Annotated in this window: 15 protein-coding genes and 1 riboswitch; of the genes, 9 read left to right on the top strand and 6 right to left on the bottom strand. The window is 57.6% G+C overall.

What is annotated here, in order from left to right; genetic code table 11:
• Positions 1-10 precede the first annotated feature (10 nt).
• Positions 11-133: riboswitch (TPP riboswitch) on the bottom strand.
• A 186-nt stretch (positions 134-319) separates the two neighbouring features.
• Positions 320-1,702 carry a TolC family outer membrane protein gene (locus WA411_RS16655; protein WP_291909326.1) on the top strand — a complete coding sequence of 461 codons (1,383 nt, stop codon included), beginning with the start codon at positions 320-322 and terminating at the stop codon, positions 1,700-1,702.
• A 56-nt stretch (positions 1,703-1,758) separates the two neighbouring features.
• On the opposite strand, the gene waaA is transcribed toward WA411_RS16655, so the two are convergent.
• Complete coding sequence (gene waaA, locus WA411_RS16660; RefSeq protein WP_222466538.1) at positions 1,759-3,012, bottom strand: lipid IV(A) 3-deoxy-D-manno-octulosonic acid transferase; 1,254 nt, start codon at positions 3,010-3,012, stop codon at positions 1,759-1,761.
• A gap of 121 nt (positions 3,013-3,133) precedes the next feature.
• Between waaA and lpxL the strand changes: the two genes are divergently transcribed.
• From lpxL to WA411_RS16680, 4 genes are read left to right on the top strand one after another with little or no spacing between them, the layout of a single operon-like run.
• Positions 3,134-4,081, top strand: coding sequence for an LpxL/LpxP family Kdo(2)-lipid IV(A) lauroyl/palmitoleoyl acyltransferase (lpxL, locus tag WA411_RS16665; RefSeq protein ID WP_083231882.1), 948 nt, complete (start codon positions 3,134-3,136; stop codon positions 4,079-4,081).
• A 47-nt stretch (positions 4,082-4,128) separates the two neighbouring features.
• Entirely contained in the window at positions 4,129-5,124 is a 996-nt protein-coding gene (locus WA411_RS16670) for a mitochondrial fission ELM1 family protein (protein ID WP_069185127.1), read from the top strand.
• On the top strand, positions 5,121-6,236 hold the full coding sequence (locus tag WA411_RS16675) for a glycosyltransferase family 4 protein (RefSeq protein ID WP_291909320.1): 1,116 nt from the start codon (positions 5,121-5,123) through the stop codon (positions 6,234-6,236). The genes WA411_RS16670 and WA411_RS16675 overlap by 4 nt, the downstream gene beginning before the upstream one ends.
• Entirely contained in the window at positions 6,233-7,288 is a 1,056-nt protein-coding gene (locus WA411_RS16680) for a glycosyltransferase (protein ID WP_291909318.1), read from the top strand. Before WA411_RS16675 ends, WA411_RS16680 begins: the two co-directional genes overlap by 4 nt.
• Before the next feature lie 23 nt (positions 7,289-7,311).
• Here WA411_RS16680 and WA411_RS16685 read toward each other — a convergent pair whose 3' ends face one another.
• Positions 7,312-8,106, bottom strand: a complete 795-nt coding sequence (locus WA411_RS16685) for a glycosyltransferase family 2 protein (protein WP_291909316.1) — start codon at positions 8,104-8,106, stop codon at positions 7,312-7,314.
• A gap of 132 nt (positions 8,107-8,238) precedes the next feature.
• Between WA411_RS16685 and WA411_RS16690 the strand changes: the two genes are divergently transcribed.
• The 3 genes from WA411_RS16690 to WA411_RS16700 are packed head-to-tail and all read left to right on the top strand — an operon-like array spanning position 8,239 to position 12,565.
• Entirely contained in the window at positions 8,239-9,660 is a 1,422-nt protein-coding gene (locus WA411_RS16690; RefSeq protein ID WP_291909314.1) for a mannose-1-phosphate guanylyltransferase/mannose-6-phosphate isomerase, read from the top strand.
• Positions 9,657-10,562, top strand: a complete 906-nt coding sequence (locus tag WA411_RS16695; RefSeq protein ID WP_069185122.1) for a lysophospholipid acyltransferase family protein — start codon at positions 9,657-9,659, stop codon at positions 10,560-10,562. Before WA411_RS16690 ends, WA411_RS16695 begins: the two co-directional genes overlap by 4 nt.
• Positions 10,556-12,565 (top strand): glycosyltransferase, encoded by a 2,010-nt coding sequence (locus WA411_RS16700; protein ID WP_291909312.1) that lies wholly within the window; start codon positions 10,556-10,558, stop codon positions 12,563-12,565. The genes WA411_RS16695 and WA411_RS16700 overlap by 7 nt, the downstream gene beginning before the upstream one ends.
• On the opposite strand, the gene WA411_RS16705 is transcribed toward WA411_RS16700, so the two are convergent.
• The 4 genes from WA411_RS16705 to WA411_RS16720 are packed head-to-tail and all read right to left on the bottom strand — an operon-like array spanning position 12,524 to position 16,516.
• On the bottom strand, positions 12,524-13,570 hold the full coding sequence (locus tag WA411_RS16705; protein WP_291909311.1) for a polysialyltransferase family glycosyltransferase: 1,047 nt from the start codon (positions 13,568-13,570) through the stop codon (positions 12,524-12,526). The genes WA411_RS16700 and WA411_RS16705 overlap by 42 nt on opposite strands.
• A gap of 34 nt (positions 13,571-13,604) precedes the next feature.
• Positions 13,605-14,684, bottom strand: coding sequence for a CDP-glycerol glycerophosphotransferase family protein (locus tag WA411_RS16710; RefSeq protein WP_291909309.1), 1,080 nt, complete (start codon positions 14,682-14,684; stop codon positions 13,605-13,607).
• Complete coding sequence (locus WA411_RS16715) at positions 14,685-15,803, bottom strand: glycosyltransferase family 4 protein (RefSeq protein ID WP_291909307.1); 1,119 nt, start codon at positions 15,801-15,803, stop codon at positions 14,685-14,687. It lies immediately after the preceding gene.
• Positions 15,800-16,516 (bottom strand): 3-deoxy-D-manno-octulosonic acid kinase, encoded by a 717-nt coding sequence (locus tag WA411_RS16720; protein ID WP_153634790.1) that lies wholly within the window; start codon positions 16,514-16,516, stop codon positions 15,800-15,802. The genes WA411_RS16715 and WA411_RS16720 overlap by 4 nt, the downstream gene beginning before the upstream one ends.
• A gap of 155 nt (positions 16,517-16,671) precedes the next feature.
• Between WA411_RS16720 and WA411_RS16725 the strand changes: the two genes are divergently transcribed.
• Complete coding sequence (locus WA411_RS16725; RefSeq protein WP_069185116.1) at positions 16,672-17,736, top strand: glycosyltransferase family 9 protein; 1,065 nt, start codon at positions 16,672-16,674, stop codon at positions 17,734-17,736.
• Positions 17,737-17,771: the final 35 nt, after the last annotated feature.

Here is a 17,771-nt window from a genome sequence, read left to right on the forward strand (position 1 = left end):
TATGGTCGGTCAGCACTGTGGTCTTAAATCCCTACGCCGGTATTATCCGGATCAGGTCGCGGGTTCTGCGATGCAATCTCAGCCGGTTGCTTCCAATTCTTCAGAAAGCAGACCAGCACCCCGTCAAGACGCGAATCTGTAAAGCATGACACCCAGAATGGGTGCCATTTGCAAGTGTAGAGCTGCGGGCATTTATTGTCCATAATGGCCAACCAGACCCGTCGGCCCATGAAACAATCGGGGCGAAGCAGCGTGTCTACCAGCCCGACACGCGCCCCGGATACCGGGCAAAGATGCGTAACCGTATTCAGGAGACAGAATGAAAAAGCGATTGCTTTCCGGACTAATTGGCCTCATGGCGGCCCAGCCCGTCCTTTCCATGGATCTGGTCGAGACCTATGAGAAAGCACTTTCCTACGACTCCGGTATTGCCGCTGCCAGGGCAAGCTTTGAAGCGCAGCAGGCAGCAAGCGATGTCAGCCAAAGCGCATTGCTACCCCAGATCGGCGCCTTCGGTGAGGGCAACTACATCGATGTGGATGGTCCCAACCAGGATAACAGCTACCGGGAACTGAACTACGGCGTACAACTTACCCAGCCACTTTTCCGGGCCGACGCCTGGTTCCGTTACGACGCCAGCAAGTTCCAGACAGAATCGGCGCGGGCCGAATACAATCTCGCCCAACAACAGTTGATCCTGGATGTTGCTACTGCGTACTTCAATGTGCTGAGGGCCCGGGATACCGTCACCACGGCCCGGGCAACTGAAGCTGCCATCCAGCGCCAGTACGAGCAAGCGCAGGAACGCTTTGATGTCGGCCTGATTGCAATTACAGAGGTCTATGAGGCCCGCGCCAGCTACGACGACAGCAAAAGCCAGCGCATCGCAGCCGAAAACCAGCTGAATGTTGCCCGGGAACAACTGGCCCGGCTGACTGGCGAGTACGCTGAAGAGCTGGACAATCTACGCCAGAACTTCCCCTTGGGCCGCCCGGATCCCATGGATCCGTCAGCCTGGGAAGCAACTGCCCTTGAGCAGAACTGGTCGATCCAGTCTGCACTCTTCGAGCTCAATGCCAGTGAGGCGGGTCTACGGGAAGCCAAGGCCGGGCATTACCCAACGGTCGACTTGAATGCGTCCTATGGGAAAACAGACCTCAGCGGCATTGACGCCGCCAACGCGCCCATCACCAGTCAGCAGGATGGCACCACCACACGCGGGACCATCGGCCTGACCCTGAATGTGCCGCTCTATAATGGCGGTGGCACACAGGCGGGCGTTCGCCAGCAACGTTCATTGGTAACGGTTGCGGAACAGTCACTGAATACCGTTCGCCGCGATGTCCGAGTGAACACCCGAAGCCTTTTTCTGACAGTCAACAACAACGTTGAAACCGCGTCGGCACTTGAGCAGACCATCGTTTCACGGCGCAGCGCCCTTGATGCCACCCGCGCAGGCTATGAGGTAGGAACACGGAACATCGTGGAGGTGCTGGACGCCGAACGAGCCTATTACGTTGCCCTGCGAGACTATGCGAACGCCCGCTACGACTATGTGATCAACTCGCTTCAGTTGAAGCAGGCTGCAGGAACCCTTAGCCCTCAAGACCTGATTGAGCTGAACAACTGGCTGAGCGCGGCCGCACCCGGGATCGAAGCCCTGGCAAATGAGGAAGAAACCCTGAACGACCCGGCCCAGTGACACTAAGGGCGGGCCCTCCGGCCCGCCAACTTCCTATCTGAGCAATGGGTAATGGGTCAAACCCGCTCAATAATCCCGTCCACCACTTTGTCGAGCGCCCCGCGGTTCTTGTTCACAACCTCCAATGCCCGAAGACCAATCGCCTCGCGCTCCCGGTGATCACTAAACAGCGACGACACATGAGCGGCCAGATCGTCTGCATCGGAAACCAGTTTTACGCCCCGGTCATCCAGCAGACGCTGGTAGATTGTCTCGAAATTGAAGAAGTGAGGACCTGAAAACACGGGAATTCCCCAACCGGCGGGTTCCAGTGGATTATGGCCACCGCGCTCGATCAGCGAGCCGCCAACAAACGCCAGGTCGCTGGCGCCGTAGAGCATCATCAACTCCCCCATGGTATCACCGAGGTAGACCTGAGCCCCGGCCGGGTCTTCTCCCATCGACCGTCGTGCCAGCACCAGTCCTTCCTTCAAGGTCTTTTCCGCCACGGGCTCAAAACGATCGGGATGCCTCGGTACCAGGATAAGCAGCGCGTCCGGATGCTTTTCCAACACTTTCACATGGGCGGCAATCAGTTGATCATTTTCGTTGCCATGGGTGCTGCCGGCAATCCAGACCGGTCTACCCGCCAGCTTCTGCCGGAGCGTCCTGGCAGCTGCCCGCACGTCCTCCGGAATATCAACGTCAAATTTCACGCTACCGGTGACAGCGACTTTGGCCGGTGCAACGCCGATTCGCCGGAACCTCTCAGCGTCTTTCTCCGCCTGGGCCGCCACCCAACTGATACTGCGCATGATAGGAGCGGCAAGGCCGCGAATACGCTCGTATCCCCGCGCGGACCGCTCTGACAGGCGGGCATTGATCAAAAACACGGGAACCCGACGTGCTCGACACTGGCGAATCATGTTCGGCCAGATTTCGGTCTCCATAATAACCAGAATCCGGGGATTGGCACGGTCGAGGAAGCGTCGGATGGCACCGGGCGTGTCATAGGGTGCGTAGGCGTACTGCACCTGATCACCGAACATCTTGCGCGCCTGAGCCAGGCCTGTGTCAGTCATGGCTGTCATCAGGATGGTGATACCCGGGTTCCGGACCAGCAGACGTCGGACCATTGGCGCAGCCGCGATGGTTTCACCTACCGAAACGGCATGAACCCACACCACCGTTCCGCTTGCCCTGGGCACAATGCCAAGGCGCTGGTACCAGTTGCGCCTGAGATCCGGAGCTCGACGTCCGTTCCACCACAGGCGTAGCAGGATGAACGGCAGAATCAGCCGAATAAGCTGGGAATAGATAAATTGCAGCACACAGGACTCCGGGCAAAACAGTGCGCTATCATAGCGCAAAACCTATTGATTTGCTTCCGATTGATCGCTTGGGCCATTGTGTCACCGTTGATCGACTGAGACCTGGCAGGACCCTCTTTACGTGAAAAAGAAATACCGCAAATTGCCGCGAAACACAGATTACTCCGCCTACCGTCATCCCCGATGGTGGCCCACGTGGATAGCCATATCCCTCATGTGGTGTGTGTCACGGCTCCCGATCCGCGTTCAGTGGTGGCTGGGCAAACTGGCGGGGCTGTTGGCGCTCCGCCTTGCCGGCAGTCGTCGGCACATCGCCCAGGTGAACATCCGTCTGTGCTTCCCGGAACTTACAGCCGCCCAGCAATCAGCGCTGGTTCGCAATGCCTTTATCGCCAATGGTATCGGCCTGCTGGAACTTGGCATTGCCTGGTTTCGTGATCCGGCGAAACTCACGGGCATCACCCGAGTCCATGGCCTTGAACACTTCGAGGAAGCCCTGGCCCATGGCAAAGGCGTTTTGTTACTGGGGGGGCATTACAGCACCTTGGATCTCGGCGGCAGCCTGGTAACCGAATTCATTGAAGCAGACGTTATGCAACGGGATCACAACAATCCGTTGATGAACGCGGTCATGACGAGGGCCCGGGAACGCCGATACGGAACTGTGCTGGGCGCGAGAGACCTCCGAGGGTTGTTCCGCAGCCTCAAGAAGAACCGTGCGGTCTGGTATGCCACCGATCAGGATTATGGCCGTAAGGATATTGTTTTTGCTCCATTCTTTGGCATACCGGCGGGCACTATTACCGCCACATCCAGAATTGCGGAGCGCAGCGGATGCAAGGTGGTTCCGTTCAGTCATTTCCGGCGCGACGATGGACCGGGTTACGACATATATTTCCACCCGGCCCTTGAGAACTTCCCCAGTGGGGATGATCTTCAGGATGCAACGCTGATCAACCAGACTATCGAGCGAGAGGTGCGGCGAGCGCCTGATCAGTATCTCTGGATGCATCGACGATTCAAGACCCGTCCGGACGAGAACGACCCTGGCTTCTACAAACGCCGGTAACCCAGAACCCTGGCAATACGGAGGCCGGCAGTGCATGCCGGAACACCATGGCCAAATCAGAGTCCAGAACGCAGGATGCATCCACACCGGTGGTGTGGCTTCTGACAGACAGCAAACCTGGCCACCGGAACCAGCTGAAGGGGCTTGGCAACCGGCTTCGCGTCCTGACCGGCGCAAGCACCTACTGGGTCGACGCCTCCGCCATGAAAATTCCGCTCTGGCGGGCCGTCCTGGGATCGCCACCGCGCATGCAGGAGTCATTGCCGCGCCCCGATCTTGTCGTCGCGGCAGGATCCGGCACGCATCGACTATTGCTTGCGCTGCGAAAACTTCGTGGAAGCCGGTCACTAGTCATCATGAAGCCCGCATTCCCGCTGTCTCTGGTCAGCGGCGCACTGATTCCGGCCCATGATCGCGTCCATCCAGGCCCGCGGGTACTGCTAACCGAGGGCGTTCTGAATACCATCACCCCCCTGGCCAGAATCACCGAGAAACGGGAAGCACTACTCCTGATTGGCGGGCCTTCCCCCCATTTCGATTGGGACGACGATGTTGTCCTCGGCCAGATATCCCACCTGATCGGTCATTACCCCGACTGGCGGTGGACCATCAGCACCTCCCGGAGAACACCAGAGCCCATGCAGGAACGCCTTGACGAAATGGCCGGGCTGCGGATTACCGTTGTTCATCCGGACGAGACCCACGAGGACTGGCTGAGCCATCAATTGTCGGCCTCGCGAGCGGTCTGGGTCACCCCGGACAGCATGTCCATGGTTTGTGAGGCGGCAACCTCCGGGGTACCAACGGGCCTTTTCGAGTTGCCTGCCAGATCCGGGAGCCGCGTTGTGGAAGGTGTGGAACGGTTGGTACGGAGCGGGTATGTTGCCCAGTGGACCGACCACGCCAGCGTTATGGCAGGCCGGGCCGACCACGACCGGTCGCTCTGGGAAGCCAACCGCGCGGCGCGTTGGGTCATCGAAAACGGATTGCTCGCAAAGAACCAGAAAACCAGTCAACGCCTGCACAAGGGGAACCAACCTTGAGAATTCTTCAGGCACTTCCGGCACTGTACAGTGGCGGGGTGGAGCGAGGCACCGTTGAGTTTGCCGCCGATCTCGTCAAACGTGGCCACGAATCCTTTGTTGTCTCCAAGGGTGGCCCCATGGCCGAGCAACTGCGGGGGCAAGGTTCGAAGCATATTTTCATGCCGATACACAGGAAGAGTCCCGCCTCCTTCGGGCAGATCCTGCCGATGCGAAAACTGCTCATTGAACTGAAGCCGGACATTGTTCATGTTCGCTCCCGCATGCCCGCCTGGATTATCTTCCTGGCCCTGAAAAGCATCCCGAGGCACGAGCGACCGGCGGTTGTCTCAACCTTCCACGGCATGTACTCGGTAACACCCTATAGCGCCATCATGACCCGCGCCGATCACATAATCGCAGTCTCCCAGTGCGTGCGGGATTACGTGATGAACAATTACCCGGTCCCCGAGGAAAAACTGACGGTCATCCAGAGGGGTGTGGATGTGGATGCCTTTCATCAGCGGGAGCTTCCACAACAATGGCTCGACCGCTGGTTCCGTCAGTATCCGCAGCTTGCCGGCAAAAAAATCATCATGATGCCGGGGCGGATTTCCCGCTGGAAAGGCCAGCTGGACTTCCTGGCCATGATGGCGAAGCTGGTGAAGGCGCGGCCTGATTGCCACGGCATTATTGTGGGTGGCGCAGAACCCGGCAAAGAGCATTTCCTTGATGAACTGGAGAAGGAACGGTCGCGATTGGGCCTGACCGAAAATGTCAGCTTTCTGGGCCAGCGCAATGACATGACCAACCTGTACCTGCTCTCCGACGTAGTCTGCCATATGAGCACCAAGCCCGAGCCCTTTGGCCGGACAGTGACCGAAGCCCTGGCCTCAGGAACACCAGTTGTGGCCTACAACCGGGGCGGCGCGGCGGAAACCCTGCAGGCGTGCTTCAGGGATGGACTGGTGACGCCAGACAACGTCGAAGAATTCGCTCAGGCCGTTTTGCGTATGCTGGATACCGAGCCTCCGGTCATCGAGATCCCCTACCGGTTCCGTCTGGAAGCACAGACCGAAGCGAGCCTGAAAGTCTATGAGATGGTTCTGAAGAGCGCCGCCGATCGATCATGACGTCACCGCGCCGATTAACGATTGCCCTGCTGATTGCCACGCCCGGCACAACCTGGGGCGGCATGGAAAAGCACACTGCGGATCTGGCGAAAGCGCTGGCCGACCGTGGGCATAGCGTCTATGTGATCGGCCATAAAACCTATCGGGACAGATTCCCTGCCGGCGTCCAGTTTCATCCACTGCCGGTTCAACTCGGGCGACGGAATCTCTGGCTTCAGCTTGCCCTCCGAAGGCGCCTTCGCGAACTGTCACCCGATATTGTTCACGCCCAGGGCAACAAGGCTGCGCAACTGGTAGCCAAAACCGGAAAACTTGCCAGCGCATGGGTCGGTACGGTGCACGGCACCAAGTCCAGTCACAAGGCATTTGATCGACTCGACGAAGTCATTGCCGTAAGCCCCCGGATTCTGGCGTCCCTGCGACACCCCAGAAAACACCTGATCTACAACGGTGTGGAGCCCAGGGACCAACGAATGAAAACCGTCGCTGGCCCAAAGCTCCCCTCGGGAGTCACCAATGTCATCGCCGTGGGACGACTCGAAACCGTCAAAGGCTTTGATGCGCTGATCAGAGCCTGGGCCATGCTCGGCAGCACCGCAGATCACTGTCATCTGACTATTTTTGGCGAGGGCAGCCAGCAGTCACAGCTTGAACAGTTGATTCGCCAGCTGAAACTGGAAAACTCGATCACTCTGGCAGGTTTCCGGGAAAATCTGGCGCCCATCTACGACAGGGCCGAATTGACGGTAATCAGTTCCGAGCGGGAAGGTTTTCCCTATGTGCTGGCGGAGTCCCTTCTTGGTGGTTGCCCTGTTGTCTCAACTCCGGTATCTGGACCACGGGACATTCTCCCAGAAACGTCTCTCAGCACTGGCCATCGGGATCGGGACCTTGCCGAGCTGATAGCGCGGGCGCTCGCTGATCTGGAGGCACTGAAGCAGAGCCAGCAACCGGCCATGGCATTTGCCCGCGAAAAACTCACGGTCAATGCCATGGCAGAGCAAACGGAATCGCTCTACCTGAGGGCGATGGGCGAGGGCCGGGCGAACTGATGGCGGCTATGCCCGATGGCGACCTAGCGGGTATTTTTCTTCTCGAATTCAGACAGCATCTGCATCTCCCGAGCCTTGGCCAGGCGCATGAAGTTCCTGTTGGCTGCAGTAATGGAAACGCTAAGCCCGAACCAGCCGTTCAGGATCTGGCGATGAAGCAGATAATATTTCAGAAACTTCACGGGAAACTCGGCGAACAGGCGGGCACTGGAAATTCGTCGCCCCTTTGCGGCCAGAAAGCGGGCCTGCTCCGTCGACAACTGGCAGTACTTTCGCTCCATCTGCTCCAAGGAAATCAGCGTGCGATGTAACACATCGCCCTTGAGCTCAACAACGCGTCCAGCTTTCACCTGCGGCCGGTCATTGTTGCTGTCTTTTTCGGGCTCGATCACCGCCTTGTTGCGGTTGTAGAGTCTGAGGATCTTCTTCGATTTATCATGTCTGAACGGATGCCGTGGATCCGGCTGCGACAGAACCCAGCGCATACGGAGCCCTGCAACATCCGGGTCGATCGTCTTTGAAAACAGGGCCTTGATGTTGGCGACAAGTTCGTCTGACAACACCTCATCTGCATCCAGGTCCAACACCCAGTCATTCCGGCAAAGACTGGCGGCAAACGCCTTCTGGCAAGCAAATCCCTGCCAGTCGTTATGCACGAACCTTGCACCGGCCGCTTCTGCGATTTCGCGGGTTCGGTCAGTGCTCCCGGAATCGACTACGATAATCTCATCAACCCAGCCGGAAACCTTTGCAAGGGATTCCGGCAATCGGAGCTCTTCATCCTGGGTGATGTAATAAACGGATAACGGTAGCTTCATCAGAATTCCTGGTGTCGAGGCAATCAGTTTACGGACTGGTCAGAACAATATCACGGTTGCCTTATGATAAGATGACGCGCCTGATTTTGATGTTTTTCTTGGCATTCTTTAACTCAAGCCCGGAGTGTACAGATGATTCACCCCGTCATTATGGCTGGCGGTACCGGCTCACGCCTTTGGCCAATGTCGCGCCAGCTGAATCCGAAACAGTTCCTGAAACTGACCAACGGCCCCCTGTCGATGCTGCAGGCCACCGTTGCGCGGCTTGAGGGCATGGATGCAGCAAACCCTCTTCTGATTTGCAACGAGGAACACCGGTTCCTGGCCGCTGAACAAATGCGGCAATCCGGCCACGAAGAGACGCGGATCATTCTTGAGCCCTGTGGCCGGAACACGGCGCCGGCCATTGCATTGGCAGCACTGCAGCTGACCGAGGCCGCGGAGAACAACGCCGAAGATCCACTCATGCTGGTCCTGGCAGCCGACCACCTGATCAAGGACGTGACCGCCTTTCAGGAAGGGGTGAAGAAAGCCATTCCGCTGGCGCGGGAAGGAAAACTGGTCACCTTCGGCATTGTCCCGAACCATCCGGAAACCGGCTACGGCTATATCCACCGGGGCGCCGAACTGGGCCCTGACAGCTACCTGGTGGACAAATTTGTCGAAAAGCCGGACCAGGCGACCGCCAATGGCTACCTCGATTCCGGCGAGTACCTCTGGAACAGCGGGATGTTCCTGTTCGGTGCCCGCCAGTATCTTGAGGAACTGGAAACCCATCGCCCGGATATCCTGGCCGCATGCCGTGCTGCCATCGCAGATACCGCCGATGACCTTCACTTCACCCGGATCAATGCCGAGCGCTTCGCGGAATGCCCGTCGGACTCGGTGGACTACGCTGTCATGGAGAAGACTAATAAGGCCGCGGTGGTATCACTGGATGCCGGCTGGAGCGATATCGGCTCCTGGTCCGCGCTCTGGGAAGTCAGTGACAAGGACGCCGACGGCAACAGCCTCACCGGCGACGTGATTACCCACAACACAGCCAACACCCTGGTCCGTGCCGATAGCCGGCTGGTGGCCACCGTTGGCGTGGACAACCTGGTAGTTATCGAAACCAAGGATGCCCTGCTGGTTGCCCACAAAGACAGTGTCCAGGACGTCAAAACCGTGGTGGAACGGATTAAAACCGATGGCCGCCACGAACACATGAACCATCGGGAAGTCTACCGGCCCTGGGGTGTTTACGATTCCATCGACAACGGCGCCCGCTATCAGGTCAAACGCATCACGGTAAAACCCGGCGCCAAGCTCTCCGTGCAGATGCATCATCATCGTGCCGAGCACTGGATCGTGGTCAGTGGCACCGCCCGGGTCACCAACGGTGAGAAAACCTATCTGGTCACCGAAAACCAGTCCACCTACATTCCGGTTGGCCAGGTGCATTCGCTGGAGAATCCGGGGGTCATTGATCTGGAACTGATCGAAGTCCAGTCGGGTTCCTACCTTGGTGAGGATGACATCGTCCGCTACGAGGATCGGTACGGCCGCAAATGAGCAAGCTCAAGTATTTCGTCATTGCCGGGCTGCTCAGGATTGCCGGCTGGTTATCTCTTGCCGGCGCCCAGCGGGTGGGTCGGTTCGTGGGTTATCTGGTATGGCGACTGCCCACCAAGTCGCGTCAGGTCACCGATATTAACCTGTCCATCTGCCTCCCAGAGCTTTCAGACACCGAGCGGGCGGCTATGTCGAAAAATTCGCTGGCCCAGACCGGCATGACCATGCTCGAGGTCCCTTTGATGTGGGAGTGGCCAGTGGAGAAATGCCTTGGCCTGATCCGTGAAACCGAGGGGCTGGAACTGATCGACGACGCCATGGCTGGAGACAAGGGCCTGATTCTCCTTGCGCCGCACCTCGGCAACTGGGAACTGGCGGGTTTGTTTTTCTCATCCCGTTACAAAATGGCAGCCCTTTATAGCCCGCCGAATATGCCCGAGTTCGAAGATTACATGATCAAGGTGCGCGGACGCCTTGGCTCGGAACTGGTCAGGGGCGACCGTCGGGGTCTGGCCCGGCTCGCCTCAATTCTGCGGGAAGGCGGTGTCGCAGGGATCCTGCCGGATCAGTCACCCCGGGGCAAAGGCAATGCCTTCGCGCCTTTCTTCGGCATGGAAGTGAAAACCATGACGCTGGTGTCCAAGCTGATCCAGCGTACCGGCGCCAACGTGCTGATCACCTACGCCGAGCGCCTGCCCGATGCCTCCGGGTTCCGGATTGTCGTTCGGGAGACTGGCCCGGGCCTCGGAGACAAAGACCCTGTTGCCGCAACCACAGCCATGAATCACGCCATCGAGCAATGCGTGCGGGAAATCCCGGAGCAATATCAGTGGGAATACAAACGCATGCGCCATCGACCACCCGGCGAAATCAATCCCTATAACCCGGATCGCGTATGTTGAACCCGACACTGGCCCTCCATGCACTGCTGATCATCGGGCTTGGCGGCGCGCTCCTGTCGTCGAGCATCCTGGCCGGCGCCACTCTGTTGCTCGCCATCGCTGGAATGGTGCTCAGTGCCAGGAAATCTCTTTACAAAACCGGTTGGGACAAGCCCAAAGAGCTCAGGTTGCTGCACTTTTCCTTCTGGTTCTTCGTACTGGTGAGCTTTCTGTCCTGGGCCCTGGAAGGCTTTGATTATGAGGGTGGAAAAACGTTTGGAACGCACGCCCGGTTTATCCTGTTCTGGCCTCTGATCATTGGCATCAGCTATGCGCGGGTCGGCGCACGCACGACGTTTGCGGCCATCGGACTGGTTTCCATGTCTGTCATCGGGATATTTCTCGTGACCATCGCTGCCCGCCAGGGTGCCCTTGGCCAGGTGATGAACTCCCGTTTTGGTGGCGGAATTAACCCCATCAGCTTTGGAAATCTTGCCCTCCTGGGCGGGATGTTAACCATCGTTGGCGCCATGTTTTTCGTCCGAGACAAACGGCTGGGCCTGGCGATACTGTTTTTTATCGGTGGAACGGCTGCCGTCCTGATTTCGATGCTGTCGGAGACCCGCAGCAACCTGGTTGCCTTACCATTTCTTCTGGTTGCGCTAGTACCACTACTCAGAAAAAGGCTTCGCGTTGCCGGACTGATCGTTGTGCCAGTTCTCGTCGCCGGCGCCATTATTACCAGCGACCGCATGTCGAACTCGCTCAATGGCTTGCTCCATGACGGCCACCTGGACTCGGGAATGGAAATCCGTCTGGAGGTCTGGGAACAGGCACTGAGCATGCTTGGAGAAAGCCCCTGGTCCGGGGCAGGTCTGGGGGGGTATACCCACCGCATTGAGGCAGAAGTGGCAGCCGGCAATCTGCCAGCGCACTTCCTCGACTGTTGCACCGGGCATGCTCACAACGACCTGCTCAATAATGCTGCCACCAGCGGTATTCCGGGCATTCTCAGCTGGGCCCTGCTGATTTTCATTCCTTTGGCCATCTTTGCCCGTAACCTGGCCAGCCGTCACCCAGCCACGGCCCACCTTGCGGCGGCTGGTTGCATGGTCTCCATCGGCTACTTCCTGTTCGGGCTTACAGAAGCCACGTTCAATCGAACCCTGTTCCTGACCTTCTACCTGCTTGCGATCGCTTCCATCGCCTCGGCCATGTTCACAGAATTAAGCGCCTCTTACGTTCGAAACAGGGCCCGCAAGGTTTCAGCGACCATAATCACTAAAAACGAAGAAGACCATATTACCGACTGTCTGAAATCCGCAAGGCTGGTTGCCGACGAAATTATTGTTCTGGACAGCGGCAGTACTGACCGGACGGTGGAACTGGCCAGGGAGTTGGCTGATGTGGTTGAAGTGACAGACTGGCCGGGCTTTGGCATCCAGAAACAGCGCGCTCTTGAGAAAGCGACCGGAGAGTGGGTGCTGTCACTGGATGCCGATGAACGTGTCACACCGGAGCTGGCACGGGAGATCAACGATCACCTGGCAGATCCCGATGCGGACGCCTACAAGCTTCCCTGGGCGGTAACGATTTACGGCAGCCGTCTGGATTTCGGCCGCAGCGGGCGGGCGCCGCTCCGACTGTTCCGTCGTGAGGGCGTTAGCTTTTCAGACGCTCTGGTACACGAACGGATCCTGATTCCCTCAGGACGCAAGATCAAAACCCTCAGAGGCCGCCTCACGCACTACACGCACCGGGATTTCGGCCATTCGCTGGAGAAAATCGCGAAATATGCGTGGCTCGGCTCTCTGGAGAAGCATCGTAAAGGCAAGAAAACCCGAACGATGATCTACCCTACTTTGCGGGGCCTCATGACGTTTGTGCAGGTGTACTTTATTCGGTTCGGTTTTCTGGATGGCGCTGTGGGTTATCTGACGGCCGTGACCTATGCGCAGGTAACCTTCAATAAGTATGCGGGGTTATGGGCTCTGGACCGGCCGGCCCGCTTTGAAGACTCGTGATCCCCGGAGGAGCGTCGTTTCCACACCGATGCTCCTGAACATACACCGTATTTCCTCGTAATAGGGTAGCCGCGCGCCCAGTGCGGCGTCATCAATCTGGAACACCCGGATCTCCGGAAAAATCTTTTTCAGGGTAAACAGAGCGGTTGAAGCAAAGCTGTAGAACGCCAGATACGTTTCTCCGGACAGGGCTACCTCCACCTCTATCGGACGACCGGCCTGCCGTATCTCGAGCGGAAATTCCGCCAGCAAGGCCTCCAACTCTTCCCGGCTTTCCTTTCGATGCATAAAGTACACGACGCGGCTATCAAGATGACGTTCCACCACATGCTGAATTTGCAGTTTCAGTTGCGCAAGCCGATCCTCACCACCAAAGGGCTGGCCAAGGAACCCCACCATGGGCGTCTGGCTGCTGTCACGGGCTGATGTTTTAAAGGTTCTACGAAACACCGGAAAATCGTGAACCTGCACCTGAACGAGCCCGGAGCTCGGTAACGGAAAGAAGGTAAAGAAGGCGATCACATCCGGAACAACGCGGTGAATCCGGATACCCATGGTTCTGAGGAGCCGTTTCTTGGCCGGTGAGATCCGGGAGGCGATCCCCTCATCATGAATGGCATGGTAGTAGGTTACTGTCGCCAGGCCGTCATCCACAAAAATCAGCTGCTCGCTGTCGAATCCCCGATAAAACACTTCGTGGATCCAGCTGGATTTGTTCCCGATGAACAACCTTTCGATTTTGCGTCGCGAAAGCCCCTTGGCGACCGCCCCCAGACGCAGATAAAACGAACTTTTCTTAAGATAGATGGTTTCGATGCCCTGCCAGCCCAGGGCCTCGGCGAGAAAAGCCATTTGCCCCTCGGTCTCCCGGTTATCAGGCCTGGCAATGACAAGAAGCGTGGTTTCAGCACTGCAGCCATAATGATAGCGAGCCTCGGAGCAACTGATCAGTTGGAGGGGCGTGCTCGCAACAAAGACGTTAATAGGACTGGCGGCGCTGCTCAAATCATTCGTTTCCAGGTTTGGACCTTCGAAGAATCTATCCTGAGCTTTCCGGTGCCATGCGTGCAAGTTCCTTGCGCAAACGGCGCCTGACTTTCAGTTTGCGCAGCAGATTCATCGGCTTGCGTTTCAGTTCGCCTCGCTTGTTGATCAGAAAATCCTCAACCGCATCCAGTACCCGCCCGCTGGAGCGACCATCCCTGAAGCTGTGCAACTGGTCGCAAAGGGCTCGTGTTTCTTGCATCAGGGTGTCGGGATACTGCACTGCCTCTTCCAGGGCTGACTCAACGTCCTCAACTTCGTGGACATCGATCAGATAGGGGCCCGGCATTTTCGTCCTGAAAGTGACTACAGGTCGATCAAGGAACATGAATTCAAACATGATGGACGAAGTATCACACAGCATCACATCTGCCTGCGGAAGCAGGGGGAGCAGATCCTCATCGCTTTCGACAAAACGGAGGTTATCGCCGCTCAGCTCGCGATACTGATCCACTACCGCAGGATCCATCTTTGGGTGCAGGGTTACAATGAACTTCCACCGACCATTCCGGGACAGTTCGCCGATTTTCTCCACCAGATCCGGAGCGGACGTAACGGAGCGGCTGAACGTGGAGGCGAAAAATACGACAGGCAGCTCATTTTCCGAGCGCTTTCTCTTCCCCTCACTAGGCTGCGATAGCAGAGGATCCAGCTTTGGCCAGCCAGTGTGGGCAACCCCGAAATGCTGGTATTGGGACGCCAGCTCACGGAACTTTTCCGTATCTTTCATGGCATGGGTGCAGTAGAGATCAAACCATCCGCGAATGCGGTAATGATCACTTTCGTCCTCGCTGCTATGGCCGCGCTTGTTGCGAGCCATGCCATGGAATACCTCGACCTTGATCCCCGGGAAGAAATAGGGCACCCAGTCCCCGGGGACAAAGGTAGCATCGGCGTTGTATTCCATAACCTCTTTTACGCTGCCAAGACGACGCTCATCGGACCGAAGCGGCGCCGTTGAGCAACCCGCGACAAACCAGGCCGCTTCGTCACCCCGGCGCAGTATCTCTTCCTGCAGCGGTCGCAGAATCGAATAGGAATAGGGTTGATTGACAAAAAACAGATACCGCCGCATTCAAGCCCTGCCCGTGAGTGTTTTGTATAGCTCACCCGTCTCGCTGACGGTCTGTGAGGTGTGAAAATCCCGGGCGATCCTTTGCCGCGCTGCCTGCCCAAGCTTGGCCGACAGCTCTCTGTCGCGGTAAAGCCGCTCGATAGCTGCCGACAGCTCGGTGGCATTTTTCGGTGGAACCACAATACCGCTGACACCGTCTTCCACCAGTTCCGGCATGCCGCCGACACTGGTCACCACCGGCGTCACACCATAGACCATGGCCTCAATAACGGCCCGGGGCAGCCCTTCTCTTTCTTTGGAGGGAAGCACAAAGACGTCACTGGCGGCGGCGATGGCCGGAGCATCGGTGCGGTAGCCTGTAAAGTGGATCCGCTCGGGGTGAGAGGTGGCAGCGGCCTGCGCCTGAATCTCTTCGTTATCAATGACGTCTCCGACCAGCAGCAAATTTACGTTCACATCCGCAGGCAGCTTGTCGACTGCTTCTATCAGGTCATCGAAGCCTTTTCGTGGGGTATTCCGTCCGGTGCAGCACACCACGAAGGCACCTTCGGGAACACCAAACTGGGTGAGATCGGCCTTGGGCGACTGATACCAGTCCAGATCGTGCCCCTTGTAGATTCTTTGAAGCTTGCGCTCAGGGATGTGCATCCACAAAAGCCGGAGGCTCGCCAGATAATCCTTGATGGCATCGGCGACACAGACAATCTTGCTGACGCGTGGGTGCAAGAAGGTAATCCAGGACTCCGGATTGAGAAAGCTGATATTACCGATCACACCGCGATAGGCGACGATCTTGATATCGGTGCCCCGGGAAGCCCGTAATCCGCAGGCCAGGGCCCGGGGATTATAGGCATGAATGACCTCGTAATTTTTCTTGGCCAGTTGTTGGCGGATGGCCTCGGTGCCTCCTTTGTCGAAGCGACTCTTCAGGGCCATGGGACTGGCAACCATGCCCTCGTCGACAAGACGCTGATAATTCCTGCCCTTGGGGTTACACATGACGTCGAGGTCAAATCCGGCTTTTCTGAGTCCGATAAAAAGTTCAGTTTCCGGACGATCGCAGGCATCCGTAAGGCATAGTATTGACGGAAGCGATCCGCCCTGTCGTGGATTGGTCAAGCGGCCATTCCCCTGTTATATCCGTTCATGAAATAACTCCAGACCTTCGCCCGGGTGTGTTCTCCGGCGACTTTCACCAGTGACCGCGAGAAGCGATCAAGATTCGCCTCTTTCCAGCGGGCTGGCGCACTGTCTGCAGTAAGTCGGCTCTTGTCGAAATCAATCAGAAAGTATTCGTCGCCCCGAACCAGTACATTGAAGCAGTTAAGGTCAGCATGCATGACACCCGCGTCGTGAAATCGACGAATCGTTTCTCCGATGGACTCCCAGGCATCACCGTCCAGTTCGGCAATAAGATCAGCTAATGGTGAAGTGTTCTCCAGTCGCTCAATGATGATGGCGGCCCGGTATTGAATCGGTGACAGTTTCCGATACCAGGCTGCCACCGGACGGGGTACGGGAAGCCCCTTGCTGAGCATTGCATTCAGCAGGCGGAATTCAGCAAAGGATCGCACATCGGCCTCACGAGTGAAGGCATAGGCATATCGGGCAAATTTCGCCACCAAACCACCCCTGCGATATTCGCGAAGCACCAGCTTGTCTTCTCCGGCCTGCAAGAACCAGGCGCCGCCGCGACCGCCGCTACTCACCGGCCTCGCCTGATCGCCCCAGGTGGCGGCATTGAACCAGTCCTGGGTAACCCTGCCCTCATAATCGGGATGAATCAGCATTGCCGAAGCCCTTTCCCGAATACAGATTTCAGACTCCACCATGCTGGGTCCCCGGCCACCGAAACAGAAAGAACACACCTTACGCGCTCACGCCAGGACGGACACGCGCGAGTGCGTTAGAATGGCGGCCAGTTTACCAATGATTGCCGACTAAGCTCCACAGCCCCAGGCCACAACCTGAACCGGATCAATATCTGATGAACTCCATCTGCATTCTTCGCCTGTCCGCCATCGGTGACGTAACCCACGTGATACCTGTTGTGCTGAGCCTTCAGGAGCAGCTTCCCGGGGTAAAGATCACCTGGGTTATCGGCAAGATCGAAGCCAAGCTGATTGGCGATCTGCCCGGCGTTGAGTTCATTGTTTTCGACAAGAAGGCCGGGCGCAAAGGGTACGCGGAGCTTCGCAGACAGATGCAGGGGCGCAAATTCGACGCACTGCTGCATATGCAGGTAGCATTCAGAGCCAACCTCGCTGCCGCGTGCATTCCCGCCCGCACCAGAATTGGTTATGACAAGGCCCGCAGCAAGGATCTTCACAGTCTGTTTATAAACCGCCGAATCAAACCGGCTCCGCAACAGCATGTTCGCGACTGCCTGGCCAGCTTCCTGGAGCCTTTGGGGCTAGACCCGGCACCACCGCGCTGGCAGATTCCCTTGAGTGAATCAGACCACCAGTTTGCCAGCGATCAACTGGCGCCTGATCGCAGAAACCTTGTGATCAGCCCCTGTGCCAGCCACACCCTTCGTAACTGGCCTGCCGAGCGTTACGCGCAGCTGGCCGATCACGCAGTTCAAAAGCACGGTATGAAGGTGATCCTGGTCGGAAGCCCTGCCCCGTTCGAGGCCGAGTATTGCGCTGCCATTGAAGCCGCGATGAAGGAGAAAGCCCACAACATCTGCGGCAAGGACACCCTCAAACAGCTCACAGCGCTGATGACTCACGCCGACCTGGTGGTGGCCCCCGATACCGGACCGGCACATATCGCCAGTGCAGTGGGTACCGATGTGCTTGGGTTGTTTGCCGCCAGCAATCCGTACCGGTCAGGCCCCTACAATTCTCTTGAGTGGTGTGTGAACCGGTATCCAGAAGCACTTGAAAAGTTCACTGGTAAAACGGTGGAACAGGCTCGATGGGGGGCCAAAGCAGAGTTCGAGGGGGCAATGGAACTGATTACGGTGGCGGATGCAACGGAGATGCTGGATCGGTGGGTTGAAGCGCACGTAACGCCCAACCCAGAAACGGGGCCCGAGTCTACCTGACGCGGGCGCCGTTTTTGAGCGCTAATCTGCCCCGG

This window comes from Marinobacter sp. CH_CUG1437-1 (assembly GCF_037029655.1).
Classification (GTDB): domain Bacteria; phylum Pseudomonadota; class Gammaproteobacteria; order Pseudomonadales; family Oleiphilaceae; genus Marinobacter; species Marinobacter salsuginis.

Excerpts from the sequence above, each read along its gene's own strand:
- WA411_RS16655 (WP_291909326.1), top strand. The coding sequence starts at position 320 with ATGAAAAAGCGATTGCTTTCCGGACTAATTGGCCTCATGGCGGCCCAG.
- WA411_RS16670 (WP_069185127.1), top strand. The coding sequence starts at position 4,129 with ATGGCCAAATCAGAGTCCAGAACGCAGGATGCATCCACACCGGTGGTG.
- WA411_RS16680 (WP_291909318.1), top strand. The coding sequence starts at position 6,233 with ATGACGTCACCGCGCCGATTAACGATTGCCCTGCTGATTGCCACGCCC.
- WA411_RS16685 (WP_291909316.1), bottom strand. The coding sequence starts at position 8,106 with ATGAAGCTACCGTTATCCGTTTATTACATCACCCAGGATGAAGAGCTC.
- WA411_RS16690 (WP_291909314.1), top strand. The coding sequence starts at position 8,239 with ATGATTCACCCCGTCATTATGGCTGGCGGTACCGGCTCACGCCTTTGG.
- WA411_RS16695 (WP_069185122.1), top strand. The coding sequence starts at position 9,657 with ATGAGCAAGCTCAAGTATTTCGTCATTGCCGGGCTGCTCAGGATTGCC.
- WA411_RS16700 (WP_291909312.1), top strand. The coding sequence starts at position 10,556 with ATGTTGAACCCGACACTGGCCCTCCATGCACTGCTGATCATCGGGCTT.
- WA411_RS16710 (WP_291909309.1), bottom strand. The coding sequence starts at position 14,684 with ATGCGGCGGTATCTGTTTTTTGTCAATCAACCCTATTCCTATTCGATT.
- WA411_RS16720 (WP_153634790.1), bottom strand. The coding sequence starts at position 16,516 with ATGGTGGAGTCTGAAATCTGTATTCGGGAAAGGGCTTCGGCAATGCTG.
- WA411_RS16725 (WP_069185116.1), top strand. The coding sequence starts at position 16,672 with ATGAACTCCATCTGCATTCTTCGCCTGTCCGCCATCGGTGACGTAACC.